Raw genomic sequence first — 25,399 nt, 5'->3', positions numbered from 1 at the left:
CAAACGCGTGGCGGAACTCGAACAAAAGCTGGCCGCAGTAGAGCCTACTGCTGATAAGAACACGCTGGAGCGCTAATCATGGATCTGTTGATTATTTTGACCTACGTGGCATTTGCCTGGGCCATTTTTAAAATATTCCGTATTCCGGTAAACCAGTGGACGCTTGCCACCGCCACATTAGGTGGGGTGTTTATTGTTGCCGGACTTATTCTGCTCATGAACTATAACCACCCATATACGTTTACGGCGCAAAAAGCGGTTATTTCCATTCCGATTACGCCGCAGGTGACCGGCGTGGTTAGCGAAGTGACCGATAAAAATAACCAGCTAATTAAAAAAGGCGAAGTGTTATTTAAGCTGGATCCAGGCCGTTATCAGGCGCGGGTCGACAGACTGCAGGCAGACCTGGTGACCGCGACGCACAACATCGATAATCTGAAAGCGCAGCTGGCGGAAGCTGTCGCCAATACCACGCGCGTTTCCGCTGAGCGCGATCGCCTGTACAAAGATTATCAGCGCTACCTGAAAGGCAGCCAGGCGAAGGTGAATCCATTCTCTGAAAGCGATATCGACAACGCGCGGCAGAACTATCTGGCGCAGGATGCACTGGTAAAAGGCTCCGTGGCTGAACAGGTGCAGATCCAAAGCCAGTTAGACAGCATGGTGAACGGCGAACAGTCGCAGATTGCCTCCCTGCGCGCCCAGCTTGCCGAAGCGAAATACAACCTGGATCAGACCGTGGTGCGTGCACCCAGCAATGGCTATATCACCCAGGTGCTGATCCGTCCGGGGACCTATGCCGCCGCGCTGCCTCTGCGTCCGGTGATGGTCTTTATTCCTGAACAGAAACGTCAGATCGTGGCCCAGTTCCGCCAGAACTCGCTGCTGCGTCTGAAGCCGGGTGATGAAGCGGAAGTGGTGTTTAACGCCCTGCCGGGCCAGGTGTTCTCCGGTAAGCTCACCAGTATTCTGCCGGTGGTGCCGGGAGGAACCTATCAGGCGCAGGGCGCACTGCAGTCGCTGACGGTGGTGCCGGGCACGGATGGCGTACAGGCGCTGATTGAGCTGGAACCCAACGCCGAAGTCGATGCCCTGCCGGACGGTATCTATGCCCAGGTGGCAGTCTATTCGGACCACTTCGCCCACGTTTCGGTCATGCGTAAAGTGCTGCTGCGTATGACCAGCTGGATGCACTACCTCTACCTCGATCACTAATCCCTCCCGGGCAGGAATGCGACACGCATACCTGCCCTTTTTTCATCGCTTGATCCATACTGACTTTTTTCCGGCATCAAGGATCAGGCAATGAAACTCATCGGCAGCTACACCAGTCCCTTCGTGCGAAAAATCTCGATTCTCCTGCTGGAGAAGGGGATTGAATTTGAATTCGTGAATGAACAGCCTTACAACGCGGAAAACGGCGTTGCGCAGTACAACCCGCTGGGAAAAGTCCCGGCGCTGGTCACGGACGAGGGCGAGTACTGGTTCGATTCCCCAATAATTGCCGAGTACATTGAGCTGCTGGGCGTTGCCCCGGCTATGCTGCCTGCTGACCCAAAAGCGGCGCTGGCGGTGAAGCAGGTCGAAGCCCTGGCCGACGGTATTATGGATGCGGCGTTAACCTCCGTACGGGAACAGGCAAGGCCCGCTGCCCAGCAGTCGGAAACGGAACTGTTACGCCAGCGGGAAAAAATCAGCCGCAGCCTGGACAGGTGTGAACAGCTTATCCGGGAGGGAAAGATCGACACCGACAGCCTGAACCTGGGGACCATCGCCATCGCCTGCGCGATTGGTTATCTCAACTTCCGCCACGTCTCCCCGGGCTGGTGCGTCGACCGTCCGCTGCTGGTGAAGCTTGCAGACACGCTGTTTAGCCGCGAGAGCTTTGCCCGTACCGAACCACCAAAGGCTTGACGCGGGTTATAACACTTCGCCGTCGGAGGCGGTACAATCCCCCCACATGTTAACTCCCTCTCCCGTCGGGAGGGGGGAAGATATTTACTCGCTAGGCGCCTTCATGACTACTCATCATTCGCTCTACAGCCAGATCCCCGCTACCGACCGTCTTCTTCGCGAACCCCGCATTCATGCCGTTGCTGAGCGTTTCGGCCATACCGCGACGGTGGAAATGTTACGCCTGCTTCAGGACGAAGCCCGATGCGCGATTCAGGCAGAAAACGCCTTGCCCGCCTGGTGTAGCGCGTGGGAGCAGGAAGTTGAACAGCGGCTGGATGAGAAGGCGCAAAGCGCATTACGCCCGGTGATAAACCTGACCGGAACCGTGCTGCATACCAACCTGGGGCGCGCGCAGCAGGCGGAAGAGGCCGTTGCCGCGGTCGTGCAGGCCATGAAAGCGCCCGTAACGCTGGAGTACGATCTGGACGGCGCCGGACGCGGGCACCGCGACCGCGCGCTGGCGGAGCTGCTGTGCCAGCTGACCGGCGCGGAAGATGCCTGCATTGTGAATAATAACGCCGCAGCGGTGCTGCTGATGCTGGCGGCCACCGCCAGCGGCAAAGAGGTGGTGGTGTCCCGCGGCGAGCTGGTGGAGATTGGCGGGGCATTTCGTATTCCTGACGTGATGCGCCAGGCGGGCTGTACGCTGCATGAGGTGGGCACCACCAATCGTACCCATGCGAAAGACTATCGCGCGGCGGTGAATGAAAATACCGCCCTGCTGATGAAGGTCCACACCAGCAATTACCATATTGAAGGCTTCACCAAAACGGTTGAAGAGGCGGAGCTGGCGGCGATTGGGCGCGAACTGAATATACCGGTGATTGCCGATCTCGGCAGCGGTTCGCTGGTGGATCTGAGCCTGTACGGGCTGCCAAAAGAGCCGATGCCGCAAGAGATGATTGCGGCGGGCGTTAGCCTGGTCAGCTTTTCCGGCGACAAACTGCTGGGCGGGCCGCAGGCCGGGATTATCGTCGGCAAGCGCGAGCTGATTGCGCAGCTGCAGCAGCATCCGCTCAAGCGCGCCCTGCGCGCCGATAAAATGACGCTTGCCGCGCTGGACGCGACGCTGCGACTCTATCTCCATCCTGAGAAGCTGGCTGACCGCCTGCCGACGCTGCGTCTGTTAACCCGGGATGCCGCCTCGATTCGCGCCCAGGCCGAGTTACTGCTGCCGCGCGTCGCCCCGCACTACCCCGATTTTGACGTTCGCATTGAGCCTTGCCAGTCACAGATTGGCAGCGGTTCGCTGCCGGTGGACAGGCTGCCGAGTGAAGCGCTGACGTTCACCCCGCGCGACGGGCGCGGCAGCCACCTTGAAGCCCTGTCGTCGCGCTGGCGTAATTTGTCGACGCCGGTGATCGGGCGGATTTACGATGGCCGGATGTGGCTGGATCTGCGCTGCCTTGAAGATGAAGAGCGATTTCTGGAGATGTTGTTGAAATGATTATTGCCACCGCCGGTCACGTTGACCACGGAAAAACCACGTTACTGCAGGCGATCACCGGCGTAAACGCCGACCGCCTGCCGGAAGAGAAAAAGCGCGGCATGACCATCGATCTGGGGTATGCCTACTGGCCCCAGCCTGATGGCCGCGTGCTGGGTTTTATTGATGTGCCGGGGCATGAAAAGTTTCTGTCTAACATGCTGGCGGGGGTAGGCGGCATCGATCATGCCCTGCTGGTGGTGGCCTGTGATGATGGCGTTATGGCGCAAACCCGCGAGCATCTGGCAATCCTGCAGCTGACCGGCAACCCGCAGCTGACCGTGGCGCTGACCAAAGCCGATCGCGTGGATGACGCACGCGTCAGCGAGGTGCGCGAAGCGGTGCAGGCGACCTTACGGGAATATGGCTTTGCCGATGCAGCGCTTTTTGTCACCGTGGCGACCGAAGGGCGAGGTATCGACGAACTTCGCCACCACTTGCAGCATCTTTCATCACGTGATCACGCCGGCCATCACCGTTTCCGTCTGGCGATTGACCGGGCGTTTAGCGTGAAAGGGGCGGGTCTGGTGGTCACCGGGACGGCGCTCAGCGGCGAAGTGAAAGTAGGCGATAGCTTATGGCTGACGGGCCTGAATAAACCGATGCGCGTGCGCGGTCTGCATGCTCAAAACCAGCCCACAGAGCAGGCTCACGCCGGGCAGCGGATCGCGCTGAACATTGCCGGGGATGCGGAAAAAGAGCAGCTTAACCGCGGCGACTGGCTGCTGGCCGATGCCCCGCCGGAACCGTCTGAACGCGTCATTGTTTCCCTGCAGACGCATGCGCCGCTGACTCAATGGCAGCCGCTGCATATTCACCACGCGGCCAGCCATATTACCGGGCGCGTGTCGCTGCTGGAAAACGACCTTGCTGAACTGGTGTTCGATTCGCCGCTGTGGCTGGCGGACAACGATCGTCTGGTACTGCGTGATATTTCCGCGCGTGAAACGCTGGCCGGGGCGCGGGTGGTGATGCTTAACCCACCGCGACGCGGCAAGCGTAAACCTGAATATCTGCAATGGCTGGCCGCGCTGGCGCAGGCCAGAGATGATGACGCCGCGCTGCGGGTGCATCTTGAGCGTGGGGCGGTAAGTCTTAAGGATTTCGCATGGGCACGCCAGCTGAGCGGGGAAGGCTTACGAGAGCTGACACAAGAGCCGGGCTTTATACAGGCGGGTAACCGCCTGCTCAATGCCCCGGTTGCCGCACGCTGGCAGCGCAAGATACTGACTACGCTCGCCACTTACCATGAACAGCATCAGGATGAGCCTGGCCCGGGTCGGGAACGTCTGCGGCGCATGGCGCTGCCAATGGAAGACGATGCGCTGGTGCTGCTGCTGATTGAAAACATGCGCGAAAGCGGGGCGATCAAAAGCCACCACGGCTGGCTGCACCTGCCGGATCACAAGGCCGGGTTTAGCGCAGAGCAAGAGGCAATATGGCAGAAAGTGGCCCCGCTGTTTGGCGACGAACCATGGTGGGTTCGCGATCTGGCTCGTGAAACAAACGCCGACGAGCAGATGATGCGCCAGGTGTTGCGCCATGCCGCGCAGCAGGGGCTGATAGTCGCGATCGTAAAAGATCGTTATTACCGTAACGATCGTATTGTTGCGTTTGCGAACCTGATCCGCGAGCGGGATCAGGCGCGGGGCTCCACCTGCGCAGCCGATTTCCGCGACCAACTGAACGTGGGACGCAAGCTGGCGATTCAAATCCTGGAGTATTTCAACCGCATCGGCTTCACCCGCCGTCGTGGTAACGATCATGTCCTGCGGGATTCACTGCTCTTTCCAGAAACACCGTGACCCCTGTCGTAAACACCGTTACCGGCTGGCGATAAAATCACCAGCCGGTACTACCCTTGTTGTACACCCACAGCAAGGAGACGGTCATGACAAACAATCCTCCCTCATCGCGTATCCAGCCTGGCGAGTATGGTATTCCCCTTAAGCTGAAGCCCCGTTATGACAACTTTATTGGCGGCGACTGGGTCGCTCCCGTCGACGGCGAATATTATTCCAACCTGACCCCTGTTACCGGCCAGCCGCTGTGTGAGATTGCCAGCTCCGGCAAGCGTGATATCGATCTGGCGCTGGATGCGGCGCACAAAGCGAAAGATAAATGGGCCCATACCTCCGTGCAGGACAGGGCAGCCCTGTTGTTCAAAATTGCCGACCGGATGGAGCAAAACCTTGAGCTGCTGGCGACGGCTGAAACCTGGGATAACGGCAAGCCGATCCGGGAAACCATGGCGGCAGACGTGCCGCTGGCGATTGACCACTTCCGCTATTTCGCCTCCTGTATTCGTGCTCAGGAGGGTGGGATCAGCGAGGTAGACAGTGACACCGTGGCGTATCACTTCCACGAACCGCTGGGCGTCGTCGGGCAAATTATTCCGTGGAACTTCCCGCTGCTGATGGCGAGCTGGAAAATGGCACCGGCGCTGGCGGCGGGAAACTGTATTGTGCTTAAACCGGCCCGTCTGACGCCGCTCTCGGTTCTGCTGCTGATGGAAATCGTTGGCGATCTTCTGCCGCCGGGCGTGATTAACGTGGTGAACGGCGCAGGCGGTGAGATAGGCGAATATCTGGCTACTTCAAAACGTATCGCTAAAGTGGCGTTTACTGGCTCGACGGAAGTGGGTCAGCAGATCATGCAGTACGCCACGCAGAACATCATTCCGGTGACGCTGGAGCTGGGGGGCAAATCCCCGAATATCTTCTTCGCGGACGTGATGGAAGAAGAGGATGCCTTCTTCGATAAAGCCCTGGAGGGGTTTGCGCTGTTTGCCTTTAACCAGGGCGAAGTCTGTACCTGCCCAAGCCGCGCGCTGGTGCAGGAGTCCATCTATGAGCGCTTTATGGAGCGGGCCATTCGCCGCGTCGAGTCTATCCGCAGCGGTAATCCGCTCGATAACGTCACCCAGATGGGCGCGCAGGTCTCGCACGGACAGCTGGAGACTATCCTCAACTACATTGATATCGGCAAGAAAGAAGGAGCGGATGTTCTGACCGGCGGTCGCCGTAAAGTGCTGGGTGGGGATCTGCAGGAGGGGTACTACCTTGAGCCGACGATCCTGTTCGGCCAGAACAACATGCGCGTTTTCCAGGAGGAAATTTTCGGACCGGTGCTGGCCGTGACCACCTTCAAAACGATGGAGGAGGCGCTGGAGATTGCCAACGACACGCCATATGGCCTGGGGGCAGGCGTCTGGAGCCGCAACGGTAATCTGGCCTATAAAATGGGCCGGGGCATACAGGCCGGGCGTGTATGGACTAACTGCTACCACGCCTATCCGGCGCACGCGGCGTTTGGGGGATATAAGCAATCGGGCATAGGGCGTGAAACCCACAAGATGATGCTGGAGCATTACCAGCAGACGAAATGTCTGCTGGTCAGCTACTCTGATAAACCGCTGGGGCTGTTCTAATCACCCAGTTCAGGCCGTCCATGGGCGGCCTGAGCAATTTGCTGGCGCAGGCAGTTCAGAACGCCGTCCAGAACGTATTGCACACGCCAGGGCTGGTATTCGCGTTTACGGAAGATGGCGGTCAGATCGAGCCACCACTCCTCCTGGTGCGGAAAGCAGGGGACCAACATGCCTTTGGTTAATTCTTTTTTCAGACTCTCTTTTGGCGCAAACACAATTCCCAGATTATTTCTTGCCAGCTCCAGGGCCGTTTGCGTATTGTCACAAATATAATTACCGGTTACCCGGTAATCATGTACGTGATCGCTGCCGTGGACGCGGAAACGCCAGATGTTTGCATCATCGACCAGCATGGAATCAATGAGAATACAGGAGTGATTAATTAAATCTTCAGGTCCCTTCAAGGGGTGTTTATTTAAATATTCAACGGTTGCGAATGCCGTTACAGAATATTTTGTTAGCACGCTGGCAACCAGACTTTCGTCTTTCGGCTGCGCATAAGTAATTAAAATATCGCAGTCATCCGGAAAGGAAACTCCTTCTGAAAATTCATTCCGGTCCAGATTATAGGTTTTCAGGGAGATGCGGATGTCACCGATGTTCTCTATCTGATGGATCACGTGTCGCGCGAGATAGGTCACGATGCCCGTTGGGGCGTAGATCGTCACTTTGCCACGCTTTTCATGCTTATAATCAGCAATGAAATTAACAAGTTGACTGTTCTTATCCAGCGTGGCATTCACGTATGGGAGTAACGCCTCGCCAAACTGGGTGAGGGCGAGCTGACGGGTGGTGCGCTCGAAAACCTTCAGCCCAACCCGCGTTTCAAAATCAGACAGATATTTACTGACGTTGGCCTGCGCCATACCCAGCAGGGCGGCGGCATCACCAATGCTGTGGGTTGCGGCGATGACGGATATGATTTTTAATTCGCGTGGTTTTAGCTGTAATTTACTCATCCTGCGCACCCATCTATATGATTTTATATATAATATTATATAAACCGCAGCGTTGCATTGGCAAATTTGTAACCATTATTATGCGCCTCGCTTGTTTGGCATATAAATGGATTACATGTAATGACTATTAAATACAATTTACTCATCGCGGCCACGTTATTTGCAACAACTTCTGCAATGGCCGGTGACTTTTCACTTGGCGCGGGGGCTGTATTTAATGAGTCTCCTTACAAAGGATATAATGAAAATACCACCGCGGTTCCGTTAATTAGCTATGAAGGCGACAGATTCTATGTTCGCCAGACCACGGGCGGATGGATCCTGTGGAAAGACGCAAAAAATGAATTCAGCCTGACCGCATCGTGGATGCCGCTGCATTTTGATCCAGATGATAACGACGACCATCAGATGAAAAAACTTGATGAGCGTAAAGCGTCTGCCTTCCTCGGTGGCGCCTACTACCGCCACGAAAGCTGGGGGTCTCTGAAAGTGGCCGTTGCTGGCGATGCGATGGATGAAAGCGGTGGCGTGGTGGGCGAGGTCTCGTACTTCCGTCCAGTCAGGATGGAACGCCTGACTTTGACGCCCTCTGTCGGGGTTTTCTACAGCGACGAAAGCTACAACGACTACTACTACGGCGTATCCGGCAGCGAGTCTCGTCGCTCAGGTCTGGATGAATACACCGCCGGTGACAGCTGGACGCCATACGTTGGCCTGGCGGCAAAATATCAGTTAACCGAGAAGCTGTTCCTTAACGCCAGCGCGGTCTATACCGTATTACCTGACGACGTGAAGAACAGCCCGATGATCGACCGCGACGATAGCTTCGCGCTGATGACCGGCCTGACCTGGCGTTTCTGATGTGATAAAGCCGGGTGGCGGCTTCGCCTTGCCCGGCCTACGGATTGACTCCCTCTCCCGTGGGAGAGGGTTGGGGTGAGGGCAACAGGCCGCAGATAATCAGCCTTCATCCACCCAAATCCGCATTTCCCCTTCTCCCCGGTTAGCCCAGCTGAACCAGGGAATAAAGGTCAGCGTCTGGGGCTGACGTTGTACCGGCGAGCGGTCGTACTGCCACAGCGCATCCGTGTCCTTCACGTGACACCCCATCCCCTCAGCCTGAATCAGCATCTTATGCGCGAATATCCCTTTTCCCGCAAAGACCCGAAATTCGCTGTCAGCAGGCAGGGAGAGGTTATGTAGGTTCGCTCCGTTATCGGCCTCTTCCAGGCAGTAGACCAGCGGGCCGCGCTGCAGGGCGACCTTGCCCGCCTGCTGGCGTACCTGCGGGTTTCCATACACGCGGCGAACCGGCATCGGTAGCGTCAGCGTGACAGCATCCCCCTCTTGCCAGGTACGGGTCAGGTAGAGGTAACCCCGGGAGATTTCACCTGCAACGGCTTCACCGTTCAGCGATACGGCAGGCTCCGCGCACCAGTCCGGGAGCCGCAGGGCCAGGGTATGCCTCACCGGCACAGGCGAGACGATCTCGATATTTACCTCTTCCTGCCACGGATAATTGCCGCTAATCCGCAGTTGCAGCGTCTCGTCGCCCACCGGTATGGCGACCTCGTTGCCCACGTAGAGGTTAATAAAAAGCGCATCCGGGCGAACGGTATAGATGTAATGCCCCAGCGACGTCAGCACGCGAGCGATATTCGGCGGGCAACAGGCGCAGCCGAACCAGCGCTGACGAACGGGTTTCACGTGATCGTAGATATGGTTGAATGCCAGGGTTTGCGGATGGACCTCCAGCGGGTTCACATAGAAGAAGTGTTTACCGTCCAGCGCCATGCCCCCAAGCACCGTGTTGTATAACGCCCGCTCCATCACGTCGGCGTAGTGACTGTCTGCCTCCATCTCCAGCATCCGACGGGCAAACATCATCAGGCCGATGGAGGCGCAACTTTCGGCATAGACCGTATCATTGGGCAAATCATAATCGCTGCTGAAGGCTTCACCGCTGCTTTGCGAGCCTATCCCGCCAGTTATGTACAGCTGGCGCTGCGCCATGTTGTTCCACAGTCTCAGACAGTCCTGCCGCTTGCCCTCGTCATGGCTCAGACGAGCCAGATGCGCCATACCCGCCATCAGGTAGACAAAGCGCACCGCGTGGCCAGTGGCCGTTTGCTGTTCAGCAAGTGGCTGATGCGCCTGGCTGTAGGCTTTGTCCTTGACCATCCATGCCGGACCGTAGGTGTTCCAGTATGACGTTCTTCCACGCTTCTCATATTCGATATCGTAGAAGTGAGGCTGCACGCCGCGTTGTTCAATAAAATATTTCACCAGCGTGAGATAGCGTGGCTCTTGCGTAACGTCGTAAAGCCGCATCAGCGCCAGCTCGATTTCCGGGTGACCCGGATAACCGTGGAGCTGGCTGTCACCAGGGCCAAACACGCTGTCGATGTGGTTCGCCAGACGGCATACCACCTCCAGCAGACGGCGTTTACCGGTGCCCTGAAAATACGCCACGCCGGCTTCAATCATATGTCCTGCGCAGTAAAGCTCGTGGCATTCAGCCAGGTTGGTCCAGCGCTCGCTAGGGGCTTTTACCGTAAAATAGGTATTGAGATAGCCATCTTCACACTGCGCTGCCGCGATCAGTTCAATGACCTCGTCGGCGGTTTTTTCCAGTTCAGCATCCGGTTTCTGGCACAGCGACCACGCTACGGCTTCCAGCCATTTCGCCACGTCGCTGTCCTGAAAGACCATGCCGTAGAACTCCCCCTGCTCGAGGCCTGCCGCGATGCGGAAGTTGGTGATGGCATGGCTGGGTTCGGCGTCCTGCACGCGATCGTTCAGCGCATCCCACTGGTAGGGGATCACCACATCACGCACCAGCCGCTGATACTGGCCGAGAAACGGGTCGTTGATTTTCAGGTTGTGCAGGTTGGCTTCCATTACGGACATAGCGTTCTCCTCAGGACGATACATGACGCTGGCGCAGATCGTTGGCAATGCGCGACATCATCGGGTTGTTGAGCCTGCACCAGCGAACAGAGACAGCCAGCAGCAGGTGGAATAGGGCAGGGAGTAACGTCTCCATGGCGGTGATACCCTGCAGTGAAGCGGGAGTCTGGTTGCCCGTGCCAGGCTGGTAGGCCACGGCGATAAACACCAGACTGATGATCCCGGCGCTGGATGCCCACGCCAGCTTGATGAAAAACAGGTTAAAGGCGAAGTTCATGCCCGACGAGCGCACGCCCGTTTTCCACTCGCCGTAGTCGTCGGCAAAGGCCATCAGCGAGAAGTGCAGCGGCAGGGTAAAACCGAGAATGACGCCGTTGCTCAGAATGACGATAAGCCACAGGGTCTGGTGAGCCGGGCCGCCGGGCAGGAACCACATGCCCACCGCGAGCGCGGCCAGCACCAGGTTGGTGTAGTAGTAGAGTTTGACAGTATCAACGCGGCGAGAGAGAGGGTTGACGATCACCGCGCCCAGAATGGCCGCGAAGGTCACCATGGTGAAAAACAGCGAGGTATAGGCGGTGCTGCCCTGCAGCACGTAGGTGATGAAGTACATGTAACCGCCGCCGCGGATGTTGAACACGTTGATCAGCAAAAACGACATCACCAGCATCAGCAGCAGCTGGTCATTTTTACGCAGACCGGCCAGGTGTTCGCGCAGGGTGAATTTGCCCATCAGCGCCAGCGGAACGCGCTCACGCACCCAGAAGAAACAGCAGAGAAACATCACCACCGCGATGGCGCACAGCACGCCAACCCCCAGTTGATAGCCCCGTGCGGCATTCCCCTGGCCCAACTCCGCAACCAGCCACGGCAGACCCACGGAGACCAGAAAACCCGCCACGCCGCACAGCACAAAGCGCCATGACTGGCAGGAGATCACCTCGTTGTGACGAGTCGTCATGGTGTTGATCAGCGCGCAGTAGGGAACGTTGATGGCGGTATAGCCAACGGACAACAGCAGGTATGTGCCGAACGCCCAGGCGATTTTCACGCCCATACTGGCTTCCGGCACGGTGAAGATCAGCACGCCAATAATTCCGATGGGAAATGCCACCCACAGCTGCCAGGGACGAAAGCGTCCCCAGCGGCTCTGGGTGCGGTCGGCAATGATGCCCATCACCGGGTCGGAAATGGCATCAAAGACGCGCAGGGCGATAAACAGCGTACCGACAAGTGCCGGGGTGAGGCCAAAAACGTCGGTGTAGAAAAAGGTCAGAAAATTCATGATCAGGCAGGTCATCACCGTTCCGCCCGCATCGCCCAGGCCGTAGCCAATTTTCTCGCGAACGGACAAACGGCTATCGGTTGCCCCTTGTGTCACGTCTGATTCTGTAATCGGTGTGGAAGTCATGAGATAACTCCTCGGGAATCGAATTTATTATCGTATTTGTGCAAGGTACGCATTTATTCTGCACCGAACAGACAGGCCAACAAGGGAAGGGAAAAGTATAAAAAGATGACGATTCCGACCTGATGATAAAAATGTGAGTTTGATCGGGCCGTTATTCGATTATTTATTAATAATCAAAGCGTAAGTCGAATATTAACGGCAATAAAAGCGGAATGGTGAATATCCATGCTCGAATTATCCATAGCGCTTCCGATTAAAGTCCAGAATGGCGGGCTGTTTATTTCCCGGGGCGTGGGGCGTCACCCTGCCAGGAAGTTAACCTCGTGGGAGATAATATTTGTTGAAAAAGGGACATTAACGATCCAGGAGGAACACCAAATCTTTGAGGTGAAGGCGGGAGAAAGTTTGCTTCTCTGGCCGGGCCGTCGACATGTGGGCGTGGAGGATTTCCCGGCGGACCTGCGCTTTTACTGGCTCCACTTTGAGGTTGAAAAGCAACATATCACCTTGCCAGAAGCCACTCCTCTGGCAATAGAACAACATTGCCGCGTAAGGGATGCGCAATATGTCATTGCGCTATTTCGGCAATTCCTCAGCGAGCAGGAGAAATTACAGCGAAGCGTGGCGCTGGAGATGATTTTATTACTGATTCTACAGCAGGTGTCGATCTCGTCGGGATATGAAGACAACGCCGATGAGGCCGGGGCGGCAATGGCGTGGAAGGCGAAGCAGCTTATTCGCACGCAGTTTCATTTGCCACTTTCCACATCACAGCTGGCAAAAGCGTTGCACTGTAATGCTGATTATCTCGGACGCGTGTTTCGCCGGACTTTCCATTTAACCCTGACGGAAGCAATACATCGCCAGCGCGTCAGGGCGGCAGAAAAACTGTTGCTGGATGGCACCGCCTCGCTCACCGAAGTGGCCACCCGCTGCGGTTTTAATGACGTAGGTTATTTCCGACAGATATTTTCAAAGCACACCGGGTTAACCCCCGCCGTCTGGAAACGGCGGTACTGTAAAGAGCATATTAATTCCGGATGATCACTGGCCGTAATAGGCATGTGCCCCGTGCTTACGCAGATAATGTTTGTCGAGCAGTTCCTGCTGCATAACCGGAAGCTGGGGGGCAAGCTGGCGCGAGAACAGGCCCATGTAGGCGCACTCTTCCAGCACGACGGCATTGTGTACCGCATCGGCGGCATCTTTACCCCAGGCGAACGGGCCGTGAGAGTGCACCAGAACCGCCGGGATCTGCACTGGGCTGAGATCGCGCTCCTCGAAGGTTTTGATGATCACTTCCCCCGTCTGGTATTCGTATTCCCCTGCAATCTCGGCCGGGGTCATCTTCCGCGTGCAGGGGATTGTCCCGTAGAAATAGTCGGCGTGCGTGGTGCCCCATGCCGGTAAATCCTGTCCCGCCTGCGACCAGATGGTGGCGTGGCGAGAGTGGGTATGCACGATGCCGCCAATCTCCGGGAAACGACGATACAGCGCAAGATGCGTTGGGGTGTCTGACGAGGGTTTTTTGCGGCCTTCGACCACCTCACCGGTGGCGATATTCACCACCACCATATCTTCTGCGGTCATCACGTCATACTCCACGCCGGAGGGCTTGATCACCATCAGGCCGCTTTCGCGATCCACTGCGCTGACGTTGCCCCAGGTGAAGGTCACCAGCTGGTGGGCGGGAAGCGCCAGGTTTGCCGCCAGTACCTCGGCTTTGAGTTGTTCTAACATGTCATGCCTCCTTCCTGCATGCGGGCTTCAATCCAGCGGCGCGCCTGGATGATCTCCAGCACCGGCTCTTTTGCTTTTTCAGTCCACATTTCAATCAGAAACGCACCGCGATAGTTCAGCTGATTGAGTGTGTTAAATACCCCAACGAAATCGACGCAGCCCTCGCCAAACGGCACATCGCGGAACTGTCCCGGACTTTGCTCGGTGACGGGCTGGGTATCTTTCAGGTGAATTGCAGCGATGCGATCGATACCCAGCGTCAATTCGGCAGCCACATCGTTGCCCCACGCGCTGAGGTTGCCGACATCCGGATAAACGCTGAACCACGGCGAGGCGAGCATCTCGTCCCACTTTTTCCATTTGCTGATGGAGTTCATAAACGCCGTGTCCATGATCTCCACCGCCAGCATCACCTGGGCGGCCGCGGCCTGCTCTACAGCCCATGCCAGCCCTTCAGCAAAGCGCTGTTGTGTGCCCTCGTCGTGCTCTTCGTAGTACACGTCATAACCCGCAAGCTGGATGGTGCGAATGCCGAGATCGCGAGCCAGCCTGATGGCTTTAGTCATGATTTCACGGGCACGTTCACGCACGGTTTCATCCCGGCTACCAAACGGGAAGCGGCGGTGGGCAGACAGGCACATGGAGGGGATCGCCACCCCGGTTTCCAGCATCGCTTCAACCAGCGATGCGCGCTGCGTGGTGCTCCACTCGAGGCGCGACAGGCGTTCGTCGGTTTCATCAACCGACATCTCAACAAAGTCGAACCCGCAGCTTTTCGCCAGCACCAGGCGCTCCGGCCAGGTGAGGGATTTCGGCAGCGCTTTTTCGTAAATACCTAACGGATGCTGACGCATGGTTACGCTCCCCAGATGTCGCGGATTTGTGAATGGAACGCGTGCGCCACCTGCGATGGATTGGCCGCGCCTGCCAGCGCGCGTCCGGCAATGAAGGCTTTCACGTTGATTTGCTTAAACAGCGGCAGGTCGGCGGGAGTGATGCCGCCGGTGATCGAGATCTGCAAACCGATGTCGGAGAGGGCTTTCATTCTGGCGAGATCCGCCTCACCCCATTGCTGTCCGCTGGCCTGGGCGTCGCGACCCCGGTGATAAATGGCCTGCTTCACGCCGATGCGCTGCCAGGCGCGCGCGTCGTCCAGCGTCCAGTGGCCAAAGAGTTCCATCTGGATTTCACCTCCGCAACGCAGTGCCACTTCGTGGCCTCTTTCAACGGTCGCCAGCGGTGCGGCGCAGATAATGGTCATCCAGTTCGCGCCTGCGCCAAACGCCTGTTCCGCCAGCGTTTCTCCGGCATCGGCCACTTTCCAGTCCGCCACGACGATCTTATCCGGGCACTGCGCGCGCAGGGCGCGTACGGCATTTAGCCCTTCGGTCAGGCACAAAAGGGTGCCCGCTTCGACAATATCGACGTGATCTGCAAGCGTCGCGACATCGCGCTGCGCGGCCTGAAGAGAGGTGTGATCGAGCGCCAGCTGCAATAATGGTCGGCTCATAGGTCGTACTCCTTAACGCGGGCGTGGTAGCCCTGTAGTGCTGAAATCAGTAGCCGGTAGCGCTGATACTTACGCTGATAGGCTGCATGGGCGTGCATGTCAGGTTCAATGACCCGAATGTCGTGTCGAAGGGCGCGTTGCGCCGCGTGAAAATCGGGATATACGCCAGTGCCAACCAGGGCAGCCAGCGCCGCGCCGGAACAACCGGTCTCCTCAACCTGCGGCAGTTCAATGGCCAGGCCGCTGACGTCTGCAAGCATTTGCATCCACACCTCAGAATGGGTGGGGCCCCCCGTTACGCGCAGGGCATGAACGTGGGTAAAGCGTTCGAGCATACGGTTGAGGTGGGTCATGTGGCTAAATATCACGCCCTCATAAACCGCCTGGAGCAGATGCGCGCGGGTGTGCAGCGCCTGCATGCCGTAGAAACCGCTGGTCATCTCCAGCCCGGCGTTGCTGCCGTAGAGGAACGGCAGGAAGAACAGATCGCTTTCGGCTTTCGGCAGGCTGGCGACGGCAAGGTTGATCTCATCGAATGATATGTCGCCCCACTGCGCGGTCAGCCACTCCAGGTTGCCGGACGAGGTAGGGCTGGCTTCGTGCACGATGTATTGCTGTGGATGCACGTAGCGTCCATAGACGTACGGGAATGGTTCGTTGTCGCGAAGCGCACTGGCGATCCCGCTGGTGACGGCCCAGGTGCCCATCACGGCGTTCAGCGTATGTTCGTCATGCAGTCCGGCGCAGATCGCGGTGGAAACCACATCAAACAGTCCACCCACGACAGGCGTGCCCGCCGCGAGACCGGTAAGCGCGGCTGCCTGAGGGGTGATTTCCCCGCAAATTTCTGCTGAACCGACAACCGGCGGCAGTGCGCCGTCAACCTCGCTGATACCCAGCCAGCGCGTAAGCTGTGGGTCGTACTGACCGGTGTTCATGTTGTAGAGGTTGGACTCGGAAATGTTGCTCTCTTCGCCGCCTTTTACGCCGGTGAGGCACCAGCGAAGATAGTCGTGCGCCATCATCACGCAGCCGATTTGCTGATACCGCTGCGGTTCGTGCTCTTTGATCCAGCGCAGCAGGGAGACCGGATGCCCGGTCCACAGTGTCTGGCGCGTATGCGGATACAGTTTTTCGGGAATACCGTCCTGCTGCCAGCGCTGCACAATGTCCAGGGCCCGGCGGTCAGAGGAGAGGATAGCGTTGCCCAACGGCTGGTCATTTTTATCCAGTAAAAACAGTCCCTTGCCCTGCGCGGAAATACCGACACCCTTGATCTGTTTTCCGTTTACCCCTGAATGGTTGAGCAGCAAGGCCACGGTCGCGTGGCAGTGCTGCCACAGCTGGTGCATATCCCGCTCGGCGTAGCCCGCTCGTGGGCTGAGCGTGGCAACGGAGCGGCGTTCGATACTGACTTCTTTGCCCTGGCTGTTGTATAAACCGGCTTTCAGATAAGTACCGCCACAATCGATACCCAGCCAGAAGGGCTCTTTTTCACTCATCGTCATCTCACTTATTCGCCGGGTGGCGCTACGCTTACCCGGCCTACGGTTCGATTTTCGCCCTCTCCCTGTGGGAGAGGGCTGGGGTGAGGGCATCAGGCCGCACGTTTATGGGGGGTCACCGTGGGATTGGGTTCTGTCCCCGCATCACATTTCGCCGGCAGCAGCAGGGCCAGCAGCGATGCCAGCGCCAGAGAGACCGCCAGGCAGTACACTCCCGCATCTTTGCTGTAGAGCGTGATCAGCACGCCTACCGCATACGGGCCGCAGAAGCCACCGAGGTTGCCCAGGGCGTTGATCACGCCGCGCGCACCGCCCGCCATCTCCGCGCTGAACAGGCGGGCCGGAATGGTCCAGAACACGCCTGCGGCCGACTGCAGGAAGAAACCACAGCCCACCAGAGCGGCATAGGCCAGCCAGGTATTCGCTTTGAGCGCCACCGAGAGGAACATGCAGAGCGCGAAACCAATCAACGGCAGGGAGACAAACAGCTTGCGCTTGCCGGTACGGTCAGAGAGCGTAGAGAACAGGAACATGCCCGCAATAGCGCCGATGTAAGGCAGGATCGCGAGCACTCCCACCTGGCCGATGCTGGTGTGCGTCAGCTCTTTGAGAATGGTGGGCAGCCAGAGGGTGTAACCGTAAATTCCGGTCTGATAGAAGAAGTTCAGGGCGATCAGCTGCCACATGGTTTTGTCTGACAGCACCGCGCTGAGCGAGGCGTTTTTCACCTCTTTTCCGGCGATGGCCTGCTGTTCAGCCGCCAGCGTGTGCACCAGATAGTTTTTCTCGGCGTCTGAGATCCAGCGGGCTTCCTGGGGACGGTCATAAATGGTGAACGCCCACAACACCAGCACCGCGATGGACATCAGCCCTTCAATGATAAACAGCCAGCGCCAGTCGAGTGCGGTAATAATCCAGCCCGACAGCGGGGCGGTGATGATCCCGGCGATAGGCACAAACATGATCACAATGGCGTTGGCGCGACCGCGCTCGGCATCCGGGAACCAGTTGCTGATCATGGTGAGCACAACGGGCAGCATCCCCCCTTCCGCCACACCGAGTAAGAAACGCAGCACCAGAAGCTGATACTGATTCGTCACAAGCCCGGTCAGAACCGAGATCACCGCCCAGGCGACCAGTGACCAGCCGATAAACTTCTTGCCGCTGCCGTGCACGGCAATCTTGCCGCCGGGAACCTGCAGGAACAGATAACCGATAAAGAATATCCCGCCCGCCAGACCTGCCATGGTGGCGGAAATACCCAACTCTTCATCCATACCGCCCGGCATGGCAAAAGCGATATTCACACGGTCCATATAAGAAATAATGCAGGCGATAAGAATAGGGGGAATGATTCTTAGCCAGCGCTGGCGCGGAATGTCCGCATGTAGGGCTTGAGTAGACGTAGTCATATTTAATCTCTCAGTGTAGGTAACCGGAATGAGGTTTTTTTATTGTTATTGTGTTGCTTTTTTCATCGCGCTAATGCCGTCGCGTAAAATAGCGATACGATGCCCGACGTCAGCATTAGCATTTATTTCCAGTAATTTAATACCGGAGAATTTCAACGTTGCGGCGTGCGCCGCAGTAAACAGTGCTTTTACGTGTTCAGTGGACATCAGACTGTCGGCGCAGAACGAAGAAAACGGCGCGTGCAGATCCTGCCATTCACCGTACTCCCCGCTGAGGGTGGTACCCGAAAACATCAGCGCGCCCAGCTTTCCGGCCTGAAGGGCGGTCTGAACATGCTCAACCGGAAGCGTTGTGTTGCGTCCCTCAATGGCCGAACGCGCCCAGTTGATGCAGACGCTGATATCGGTCTCGTTGATCGCCTCCAGAACCTGCTTCAGAGGCAGGAAACCCTTGCGCGGGGCGAGACCTGTCATAGCATCACAATGTTCAAGCACCAGGTTGCAGGACCAGTCCCATGCGGTGATTTCGCGAACAGAGCGGGAAAATGCGTCGGTGGCCTGCTCAACAGAAGCATTGCCGATCTGCGGAGCCGCCTGCATCTCCAGAGCGATAATTTTTCCTGGAAAACGGGCATTCACGGCGTCAATTTTCTGATGCAGATGACGGTAGAAATTGACGCAGGCTTTACGCTGCGCTTCGTCAGCAGACGCCAGGCCAAACGCACCGTGGGTGCCCCGGCGGCGCATGGTTTCCATAACGGCGGTGACAACCATTTGCCAGTCGCCCGGCGTATGGCGGAACAGCCATTCATCACCAAACGGATGGAGATTTTCCAGACACGGTTGTTCCAGCCCACGGATATCCGGCGTGTCGGAAAGTGCCCGCCAGAAGGCCCGTTCTTCTTGTTCCCCTTGCTGGTGAAACGAGGGTGCGCAGGGATACGCACCAATAATAAACCCGGTGTTGGTCATTTCGCGTTTCCACTATTTATAAAAAAATTAATTCAATTCGCTGATGGCAACTTTCACCACAATTTTACGAATTGCAGAACTTTTATTTTTAATACAGGCAGGGCGGTGAACATCCTGCGGGAAAAATATGGCGTAGCTGCCCGGTACCATTTCAATAAACGACTCATTTTCACTGTCGTGATAAAAAATAATATCCCGCTGTTCGAGCAATGATTCGCTTATTTCGTTATTGCCGGTATCAATAGCGATACCGATTTTCTCTTCGCCGGAGGCCAGGAATTGAATATCGAGGTAGCGGCGATGTACTTCCGGGCGATTCTCATGCTGTGCTTTGGTGGTCAGGTCGAGCACCTGAGCAAAGATGTTACGTCCTTCGATTTCAACGACGCCCGGCATCAGGGAGGTGAAATCCGTGGTACGCAGAAAATCCAGCGCTTTTTCAATGGCGCGTGGCAGGCGGCACGGATTGGGCTGCGAGATATGTCCGAATATCATGGTCCACTCCTTACAGTGCCTGGATTTTCGCCCACACGCTGTCGTCGATGGTGATACCGTGGCGACGGTTCTCTTCCAGATGACGCGTAAATTCATGCCCCGGCAGACGGACCGCCACGTTTTCATCTGACCGCTCTGCGGTAGTGATAAAGTCCATGATGCGCTGCAGCTTAGCGTCGCGGGTTGGTCCGTCGATCAGGCGATCGACCTCGATGGCGATAAAGATCTGCGACACGCCGTATTCGTCACTGTTGTCCTGGGTGACTTCCGCCACGGACGCGCCGTTGGAGAGCAGGGTGGCGATCATATCGAGCACGATCGATAAGCCGGAGCCTTTCCAGTATCCCATCGGCAGGATGCGACGGTTTTTCTCAATCACGCCAGGCTCTCTGGTGAGATTACCCTCGTCGTCAAAGCCGCCGTCTACCGGGAGTTCGCGCCCCGCGAGACGATTGACCTCCAGCATGCCGTAGGAAAACATCGACATCGACATATCGACCATGGTGATCGGGCTTGAAGGAATGGCCACGATCAGCGGGTTGGTGCCGATGCAACACGTTTTTGAGCCCCAGGCGGGCATCACGGCAATGGAGTTGGTCCAGCAAATCCCGATATAGCCCTTCTCGGCGGCTTGCCACCCGTAGCTGCCGCCGCGCATCCAGTGGTTCGCGTTACGCAGCGCCACCAGACCAATCCCGTGATCGGACGCCAGCTCGGTGGCGCGGTCCATCATCTTCTTCGCTGTCAGGTTGCCGATGGATCGCTGCGCATCCCACTGTTCGATGGCCCCTAATGTGGTAACCCGTTTTGGCTGGGCGTCAGGAATGATGTCGCCGGCGTCAAGCTGCTGGATAAAGCGCGGGAAGCGGTTGACGCCATGCGAATAGACGCCGGATTCCGTGGTGCGGGCAAACATCTCCGCGCAGGCGTCCGCGGTGTCCGCGCTGACACCGCGATCGAGCAGAACCCGATTGAACGCCGCTTTCAACTCTTCGAAGGTCACTTTCATCCCTGTTCTCCTGTTTTTGTCGGGGCAAGTGCGAGTGCTTTTTTATCGCTAAATTTCACTATGCGAAATCTGATTTCAAATATAGCGATCAAAATTTGTCAGATCAACGACATTCCTGTTTTTCAAAATCGATTAAAATCAACTGGTTGTATTTTTTCTGTCGAGATCGTGAACTGACCCACACTTTGCGCTACCATCAGGACGCGCTAAACAGGAGCCATGGGAAAAGCATGAAAGAGAGCGAAATGACGCAAGAAAAAGAGAGGCCAGCAGGCAGCCAGAGCTTGTTTCGCGGCCTGATGCTGATTGAGATCCTCAGTAACTATCCGAACGGCTGTCCGCTGGCGCATTTATCGGAACTGGCGGGGCTAAATAAGAGCACCGTGCATCGGCTGCTGCAGGGATTGCAGTCGTGCGGGTACGTCACGCCGGCGCCCGCGGCGGGGAGCTATCGCCTGACCACCAAATTTATCGCCGTCGGGCAAAAGGCGCTGTCATCACTGAATATTATCCACGTGGCGGCACCACACCTTGAAGCGCTGAACATTGCTACCGGCGAGACGGTGAACTTCTCCAGCCGGGAAGATGACCACGCTATTCTGATTTATAAGCTTGAGCCGACAACCGGCATGCTGCGCACGCGTGCTTATATCGGTCAGCATATGCCGCTCTACTGCTCTGCGATGGGCAAGATCTACATGGCGTTTGGTCAACAGGCGTATGTGGCGAGCTACTGGGAAAGCCACCAGGATCAGATCCAGCCGTTGACCCGCAATACCATCACCGAACTGAGCGCGATGTATGACGAGCTGGCAACGATCCGCGAGCACAGCATGGCGATGGACAAAGAAGAGAACGAACTGGGTGTCTCCTGTATTGCCGTGCCGGTATTTGATATTCATGGCCGCGTGCCGTACGCGATCTCTATATCGCTGTCGACGTCGCGCATGAAGCAGGTGGGCGAGAAGAACTTACTCAAGCCGCTGCGCGAAACGGCAGAGGCTATTTCAAAAGAGCTGGGTTTTAACGTGCGCGAGGCGTAGCAGAAGGGCAGGTTTATCGTTGCGGAGCCTGCCAGATGACGTACCGTCTGGTGCGTCATCTGGCGTAAGCTCTTACTGCGTATCTTCGCGCCAGGCGTATTCGATCTCTTCGGCGAGAATTTTCACCCCGGCTTCAATTTTTTCCGGATCAGGCACGTAGTTCATCCGCATGCACTGATGTGTATGCGGCCACGGCTTATCCAGCCCCGGGAAGAAGTAATCACCTGGAACCATCAGTACGCCGCGCTTTTTCAGGCGCTGGTAGAGCAGTTCGGTGGTGATAGGCAGGTCCTTAAACCACAGCCACAGGAAAATCGCCCCTTCAGGTTTGTGGATCAGGCAGCGTTCTTCCGGTAAATAGCGGCGAAGAATCGCAATGGTTTCCTGAACGCGCTGGTAATAGAACGGTTTGATGACCTCATTCGACAGGCGCAGCAGGTCGTTGCGTTTGATCATTTCGCACATCATCGCCGGACCGATGCCGCCCGGTGAAAGGCTGATAATGCCGTTCATATTGGTAATGGCGGTGATGATTTTCTCATTGGCGATGATGATGCCGCAGCGGCTGCCCGGCAGGCCCAGCTTAGAGAGGCTCATGCACAGGACAATGTTCGGGTTCCACAGTGGACGTGCTTCGCTGAAGATAATACCGGGGAACGGTACGCCGTAGGCGTTATCGATCACCAGCGGGATGCCGTGCTGATTCGCCAGCGCATCCAGCTTCATTAACTCCTCGTCGGTGATCACGTTGCCCGTTGGGTTCGTGGGACGTGACACGCAGATCATGCCCGTCTCTTCACCAATATGCAGATGTTCAAAATCGACGTGATATTTGAACTGGCCTTCCGGCAGCAGTTCGATGTTTGGGCGCGCGGAGACGAACAGATCCTCTTCCAGCCCGGAATCGGCGTAGCCGATGTACTCTGGCGCCAGCGGGAACAGCACCTTTTTGGTGGTGCCATCGGCGCGACGCCCTGCGAAGAGGTTAAACAAGTAGAAAAATGCGCTCTGGCTGCCGTTTGTCAGTGCAATATTCTGTGGTTCGATATCCCAGCCCAACTCGTCACGCAGCATTTCAGCGAGGAGTGCCAGCAGTTCAGTTTTCCCCTGCGGGCCGTCGTAATTGCAAAGCGCATCGGTTGCTTTGCCGCTTTCCAGCATCTGAGCAAGCAGGGTCTGGAAATAGGTATTCATCTCCGGGATTTGAGCCGGGTTTCCGCCGCCGAGCATGATTGCGCCCGGTGTGCGCAGCCCGTCGTTGAGGTCCTCCATCAGGCGAGTAATGCCTGAATGGCGGGTAAATTTGTCGCCGAAAAGTGAAAACGTCATAGCAGGTGATCTGTCGAGCTTATTTTGAAAGTGGGTAACCATAACGCTAGCACCGTGCTGGTGCAAATCGGCTGGTGTGGTCGGATTTGTTGTTTTATAGGGTGGGAGTGGGTTTATGTAGTGAATAGTTCTGGTGCTTTTCCCCTCACCCCAAAGGGTGAGGGGTGTGGTTTATTGATTACCTGCCCAAACCACCATCACCTTATCGCCCTTATGCTCGCGCACGAAGCCATACCCCTCTTTCAGCGACAGCGTGGTTTGCTTGCCTTCACCTATCGCGGGATGGCGGGCGCGGAACTGACCCAGCGTTTGCCAGTGGGCGACGGTTAAGGCCTGTTTGCCCGTCACGTCCTGCCAGTTCATGTCCGAGCGGGTGCCCTGCAGCGGGTCGGAACCCGTCGGGCCGAACGGACGTTCAGATTCATCTCCATAATAGATTTGAACGCTACCCGGAGCTAACAGGAGCAGTTCGGCCGCGCGCTGGCCGCCTTCACGGAACAGGCGCGTGTCATGCGAGGAGAGATAGCTCAGCACATTGAAGCTTTGCAGCTTTTCCGCCATCTGCTGCCACGTGAGGTCCATATCAGCCAGGCAATTTACCGCTTTCGCCGCCTGCTCCTGATAATCGAAGTTGATCATCGCGTCGAAGCCGTGGCGATAATAATCGCTCTGCATGACCCCGTGGCCCCAGGATTCCCCTGTCATCCAGAATGGCGCGTTGTCGAGCTTTTTGTCCGGGTTCGCGCCTTTCCAGGCGGCCAGCGCCTGGCTTGCCTGCTCTTTCAGCTGTTGCCAGGCCGCAAGTTCGACGTGTTTGGCGGTATCCACCCGGAAACCGTCAATGCCATAGTCCCTGACCCACTGGCTGAGCCAGTGGGTCAGGTAATCGCGCGGGGTATAGCCCGGAATGGCTTTCGCATGGGTATCGGGTTTGTGTTGATAGAAGTTAGGTAACCCGGAAGGCGCGGTGGATTCTGTTTTCAAATCGGGTAAGAACGCCAGCGACATCGTTAAATCATCGAAGCCGGGGTTGTCGTAATCGCCAATGTCGGTGCGGATCCACTTTTTCCCCCACCATTTTTCCCATGCGGCTTTGTCGCTGAAGTTGATGTAGTCGTTAAAGCTGTGCCAGCTTTGGCCTGCACCCGGCGTCCAGTTTGTCCAGCGCTCTCCCAGCGTCTTTTTCAGCTCATCGCCCTGCAGGTACAAGGCGCCAAACTGATACTCCTGCATGTCCGCAAGCGTTGCGTAGCCCGTGTGGTTCATCACGATATCGAACAGGATGCGAATGCCGCGTTTATGCGCTTCATCAACAAGATGGCGTAAATCCTCTTCGCTACCCATGTTGGCATCAAGCGTTGTCCAGTCCTGGGTGTAGTAGCCGTGATAGGCGTAATGAGGGAAGTCACCTTTGGTCCCCCCGCCCACCCAGCCATGGATCTGCTCAAGCGGAGAGCTTATCCAGAGGGCATTCACGCCCAGCTGCTGTAAGTAATCGAGCTTGCTGGCCAGCCCCTTAAGATCGCCGCCGTGGAACGTGCCGATCTCCTGCATGCCGTCTTTATGACGGCCATAGCTGTTGTCGTTGCCAGGGTCGCCATTCACATAGCGGTCGGTCAGTACAAAATAGACGGTGGCGTTTTGCCAGCTAAACGGCGCGGGCTTGTCGGTTTCTGCGCGCTCAAGCAGCAGCAGGCCGTTGCTGTTGGCGGCTGGCTGCAGGGTGATTTTTCCGTTCTGCACTGTCGCGGTCTGTTTACTGTAATAGTCGCGCACGACCGAGCCTTCCGGGAAGGTATGGCTGACGTCCAGCGTCAGCGGTTTACCGTCCCACCTTGGGCACTGACGGATGACGTTTGCCACCGGCTGTTCTGCAGTGCTCTGGATGGTCAGCAGCAGGGTGGGCGTGCCGGAGCGGGTATCTATCCGCATCTGGTATTCACCGTCGCGGAACAGGCGCCACTGCGGCGGCGTGCCGTCACAGGGTTTAAGCGACAGCATCTCATTGAGTTTTATCGCGTCTGTTGGCTGCCAGCACGTGTTGTCAAAACTCACGGTCAAAGGACGCGTACCCTTCGCAAGCTTTGCCTGGCTTATGAAAACGCCGGTGCCTTCGGCGCTAAAGGCGTTAAACCCCGGTGACGACCAGTCAGCATGTGCCAGTGCGGGTAACATCAGAAAGGCTATTGCGGTGCGTTTCATTCCATTTTCCTGTCGCGGCATTTTTGACCA

General features: G+C 56.9%; 21 protein-coding genes. 8 read left to right on the top strand and 13 right to left on the bottom strand.

Annotated features, from left to right (window positions below):
• Positions 1–78 precede the first annotated feature (78 nt).
• The 5 genes from C5687_RS13830 to aldB all read left to right on the top strand — a co-directional run bounded on the left by C5687_RS13830 (position 79) and on the right by aldB (position 6,872).
• Positions 79–1,215, top strand: coding sequence for an HlyD family secretion protein (locus tag C5687_RS13830; RefSeq protein WP_025758413.1), 1,137 nt, complete (start codon positions 79–81; stop codon positions 1,213–1,215).
• A gap of 90 nt (positions 1,216–1,305) precedes the next feature.
• Positions 1,306–1,914, top strand: coding sequence for a glutathione S-transferase (locus C5687_RS13825; RefSeq protein ID WP_008502731.1), 609 nt, complete (start codon positions 1,306–1,308; stop codon positions 1,912–1,914).
• 103 nt (positions 1,915–2,017) lie between these two features.
• Positions 2,018–3,403, top strand: coding sequence for an L-seryl-tRNA(Sec) selenium transferase (gene selA / locus C5687_RS13820; RefSeq protein WP_104557130.1), 1,386 nt, complete (start codon positions 2,018–2,020; stop codon positions 3,401–3,403).
• A complete protein-coding gene (gene selB / locus C5687_RS13815) occupies positions 3,400–5,247 on the top strand; it encodes a selenocysteine-specific translation elongation factor (protein ID WP_104557129.1) in 1,848 nt (615 codons plus the stop codon). The genes selA and selB overlap by 4 nt, the downstream gene beginning before the upstream one ends.
• An 86-nt stretch (positions 5,248–5,333) precedes the next feature.
• The gene (gene aldB / locus C5687_RS13810; protein ID WP_104557128.1) at positions 5,334–6,872 is read left to right on the top strand and encodes an aldehyde dehydrogenase AldB; all 1,539 of its coding nucleotides are present in this window, start codon (positions 5,334–5,336) and stop codon (positions 6,870–6,872) included.
• On the opposite strand, the gene C5687_RS13805 is transcribed toward aldB, so the two are convergent.
• Complete coding sequence (locus tag C5687_RS13805; RefSeq protein ID WP_047957471.1) at positions 6,869–7,831, bottom strand: LysR family transcriptional regulator; 963 nt, start codon at positions 7,829–7,831, stop codon at positions 6,869–6,871. The two genes, aldB and C5687_RS13805, sit on opposite strands and share 4 nt — an antisense overlap.
• Positions 7,832–7,951: 120 nt before the next feature.
• Here C5687_RS13805 and C5687_RS13800 point away from each other — a divergent pair, with 120 nt between their 5' ends.
• Entirely contained in the window at positions 7,952–8,692 is a 741-nt protein-coding gene (locus tag C5687_RS13800) for a MipA/OmpV family protein (RefSeq protein ID WP_094918691.1), read from the top strand.
• Between the two features lie 99 nt (positions 8,693–8,791).
• On the opposite strand, the gene C5687_RS13795 is transcribed toward C5687_RS13800, so the two are convergent.
• Both C5687_RS13795 and C5687_RS13790 read right to left on the bottom strand, forming a co-directional pair.
• Entirely contained in the window at positions 8,792–10,741 is a 1,950-nt protein-coding gene (locus C5687_RS13795; RefSeq protein ID WP_104557127.1) for a glycoside hydrolase family 127 protein, read from the bottom strand.
• 10 nt (positions 10,742–10,751) lie between these two features.
• Positions 10,752–12,152 (bottom strand): MFS transporter, encoded by a 1,401-nt coding sequence (locus tag C5687_RS13790; protein WP_104557126.1) that lies wholly within the window; start codon positions 12,150–12,152, stop codon positions 10,752–10,754.
• 225 nt (positions 12,153–12,377) lie between these two features.
• Between C5687_RS13790 and C5687_RS13785 the strand changes: the two genes are divergently transcribed.
• Positions 12,378–13,196 (top strand): helix-turn-helix domain-containing protein, encoded by an 819-nt coding sequence (locus C5687_RS13785; RefSeq protein ID WP_047957476.1) that lies wholly within the window; start codon positions 12,378–12,380, stop codon positions 13,194–13,196.
• Here the strand turns inward: C5687_RS13785 and araD are convergent, their stop codons facing one another.
• From araD to yiaK, 8 genes are all read right to left on the bottom strand, one after another.
• Entirely contained in the window at positions 13,197–13,892 is a 696-nt protein-coding gene (gene araD / locus C5687_RS13780) for an L-ribulose-5-phosphate 4-epimerase (protein ID WP_104557125.1), read from the bottom strand. It lies immediately after the preceding gene.
• On the bottom strand, positions 13,886–14,746 hold the full coding sequence (locus tag C5687_RS13775) for an L-ribulose-5-phosphate 3-epimerase (RefSeq protein ID WP_094918697.1): 861 nt from the start codon (positions 14,744–14,746) through the stop codon (positions 13,886–13,888). The genes araD and C5687_RS13775 overlap by 7 nt, the downstream gene beginning before the upstream one ends.
• Before the next feature lie 2 nt (positions 14,747–14,748).
• Positions 14,749–15,402, bottom strand: coding sequence for a 3-keto-L-gulonate-6-phosphate decarboxylase UlaD (ulaD, locus tag C5687_RS13770; protein ID WP_045286013.1), 654 nt, complete (start codon positions 15,400–15,402; stop codon positions 14,749–14,751).
• On the bottom strand, positions 15,399–16,904 hold the full coding sequence (locus C5687_RS13765) for an FGGY-family carbohydrate kinase (protein WP_104557131.1): 1,506 nt from the start codon (positions 16,902–16,904) through the stop codon (positions 15,399–15,401). Before C5687_RS13765 ends, ulaD begins: the two co-directional genes overlap by 4 nt.
• Before the next feature lie 95 nt (positions 16,905–16,999).
• Positions 17,000–18,319, bottom strand: coding sequence for an MFS transporter (locus C5687_RS13760; protein ID WP_025758393.1), 1,320 nt, complete (start codon positions 18,317–18,319; stop codon positions 17,000–17,002).
• Positions 18,320–18,364: 45 nt separating this feature from the next.
• Positions 18,365–19,291 carry a DUF4862 family protein gene (locus tag C5687_RS13755; protein WP_104557124.1) on the bottom strand — a complete coding sequence of 309 codons (927 nt, stop codon included), beginning with the start codon at positions 19,289–19,291 and terminating at the stop codon, positions 18,365–18,367.
• 27 nt (positions 19,292–19,318) lie between these two features.
• Complete coding sequence (locus C5687_RS13750; protein WP_059386745.1) at positions 19,319–19,786, bottom strand: YhcH/YjgK/YiaL family protein; 468 nt, start codon at positions 19,784–19,786, stop codon at positions 19,319–19,321.
• A 10-nt stretch (positions 19,787–19,796) separates the two neighbouring features.
• The gene (yiaK, locus tag C5687_RS13745) at positions 19,797–20,795 is read right to left on the bottom strand and encodes a 3-dehydro-L-gulonate 2-dehydrogenase (protein WP_059386744.1); all 999 of its coding nucleotides are present in this window, start codon (positions 20,793–20,795) and stop codon (positions 19,797–19,799) included.
• A 230-nt stretch (positions 20,796–21,025) separates the two neighbouring features.
• Here yiaK and yiaJ point away from each other — a divergent pair, with 230 nt between their 5' ends.
• Entirely contained in the window at positions 21,026–21,838 is an 813-nt protein-coding gene (yiaJ, locus tag C5687_RS13740) for an IclR family transcriptional regulator YiaJ (protein ID WP_025758387.1), read from the top strand.
• Positions 21,839–21,910: 72 nt separating this feature from the next.
• Here the strand turns inward: yiaJ and avtA are convergent, their stop codons facing one another.
• Complete coding sequence (gene avtA, locus C5687_RS13735; RefSeq protein WP_025758385.1) at positions 21,911–23,167, bottom strand: valine--pyruvate transaminase; 1,257 nt, start codon at positions 23,165–23,167, stop codon at positions 21,911–21,913.
• A 171-nt stretch (positions 23,168–23,338) separates the two neighbouring features.
• Positions 23,339–25,369: an alpha-amylase gene (locus C5687_RS13730; protein WP_104557123.1), complete on the bottom strand. Its 2,031-nt coding sequence runs from the start codon at positions 25,367–25,369 to the stop codon at positions 23,339–23,341.
• Positions 25,370–25,399: the final 30 nt, after the last annotated feature.

The organism is Enterobacter sichuanensis, from assembly GCF_002939185.1.
Lineage (GTDB): Bacteria > Pseudomonadota > Gammaproteobacteria > Enterobacterales > Enterobacteriaceae > Enterobacter > Enterobacter sichuanensis.
This window is presented reverse-complemented; position numbering and strand designations above follow the sequence as displayed.

Bases quoted from the DNA above. Each gene is read 5' to 3' on its own strand.
- C5687_RS13760 (WP_025758393.1), bottom strand. From the start codon at position 18,319: ATGACTACGTCTACTCAAGCCCTACATGCGGACATTCCGCGCCAGCGC.
- C5687_RS13830 (WP_025758413.1), top strand. From the start codon at position 79: ATGGATCTGTTGATTATTTTGACCTACGTGGCATTTGCCTGGGCCATT.
- C5687_RS13785 (WP_047957476.1), top strand. From the start codon at position 12,378: ATGCTCGAATTATCCATAGCGCTTCCGATTAAAGTCCAGAATGGCGGG.
- selB (WP_104557129.1), top strand. From the start codon at position 3,400: ATGATTATTGCCACCGCCGGTCACGTTGACCACGGAAAAACCACGTTA.
- C5687_RS13795 (WP_104557127.1), bottom strand. From the start codon at position 10,741: ATGTCCGTAATGGAAGCCAACCTGCACAACCTGAAAATCAACGACCCG.
- C5687_RS13775 (WP_094918697.1), bottom strand. From the start codon at position 14,746: ATGCGTCAGCATCCGTTAGGTATTTACGAAAAAGCGCTGCCGAAATCC.
- aldB (WP_104557128.1), top strand. From the start codon at position 5,334: ATGACAAACAATCCTCCCTCATCGCGTATCCAGCCTGGCGAGTATGGT.
- avtA (WP_025758385.1), bottom strand. From the start codon at position 23,167: ATGACGTTTTCACTTTTCGGCGACAAATTTACCCGCCATTCAGGCATT.
- C5687_RS13755 (WP_104557124.1), bottom strand. From the start codon at position 19,291: ATGACCAACACCGGGTTTATTATTGGTGCGTATCCCTGCGCACCCTCG.
- C5687_RS13765 (WP_104557131.1), bottom strand. From the start codon at position 16,904: ATGAGTGAAAAAGAGCCCTTCTGGCTGGGTATCGATTGTGGCGGTACT.
- C5687_RS13730 (WP_104557123.1), bottom strand. From the start codon at position 25,369: ATGAAACGCACCGCAATAGCCTTTCTGATGTTACCCGCACTGGCACAT.
- C5687_RS13750 (WP_059386745.1), bottom strand. From the start codon at position 19,786: ATGATATTCGGACATATCTCGCAGCCCAATCCGTGCCGCCTGCCACGC.
- ulaD (WP_045286013.1), bottom strand. From the start codon at position 15,402: ATGAGCCGACCATTATTGCAGCTGGCGCTCGATCACACCTCTCTTCAG.
- C5687_RS13800 (WP_094918691.1), top strand. From the start codon at position 7,952: ATGACTATTAAATACAATTTACTCATCGCGGCCACGTTATTTGCAACA.
- selA (WP_104557130.1), top strand. From the start codon at position 2,018: ATGACTACTCATCATTCGCTCTACAGCCAGATCCCCGCTACCGACCGT.
- C5687_RS13805 (WP_047957471.1), bottom strand. From the start codon at position 7,831: ATGAGTAAATTACAGCTAAAACCACGCGAATTAAAAATCATATCCGTC.
- C5687_RS13825 (WP_008502731.1), top strand. From the start codon at position 1,306: ATGAAACTCATCGGCAGCTACACCAGTCCCTTCGTGCGAAAAATCTCG.
- C5687_RS13790 (WP_104557126.1), bottom strand. From the start codon at position 12,152: ATGACTTCCACACCGATTACAGAATCAGACGTGACACAAGGGGCAACC.
- araD (WP_104557125.1), bottom strand. From the start codon at position 13,892: ATGTTAGAACAACTCAAAGCCGAGGTACTGGCGGCAAACCTGGCGCTT.
- yiaK (WP_059386744.1), bottom strand. From the start codon at position 20,795: ATGAAAGTGACCTTCGAAGAGTTGAAAGCGGCGTTCAATCGGGTTCTG.
- yiaJ (WP_025758387.1), top strand. From the start codon at position 21,026: ATGAAAGAGAGCGAAATGACGCAAGAAAAAGAGAGGCCAGCAGGCAGC.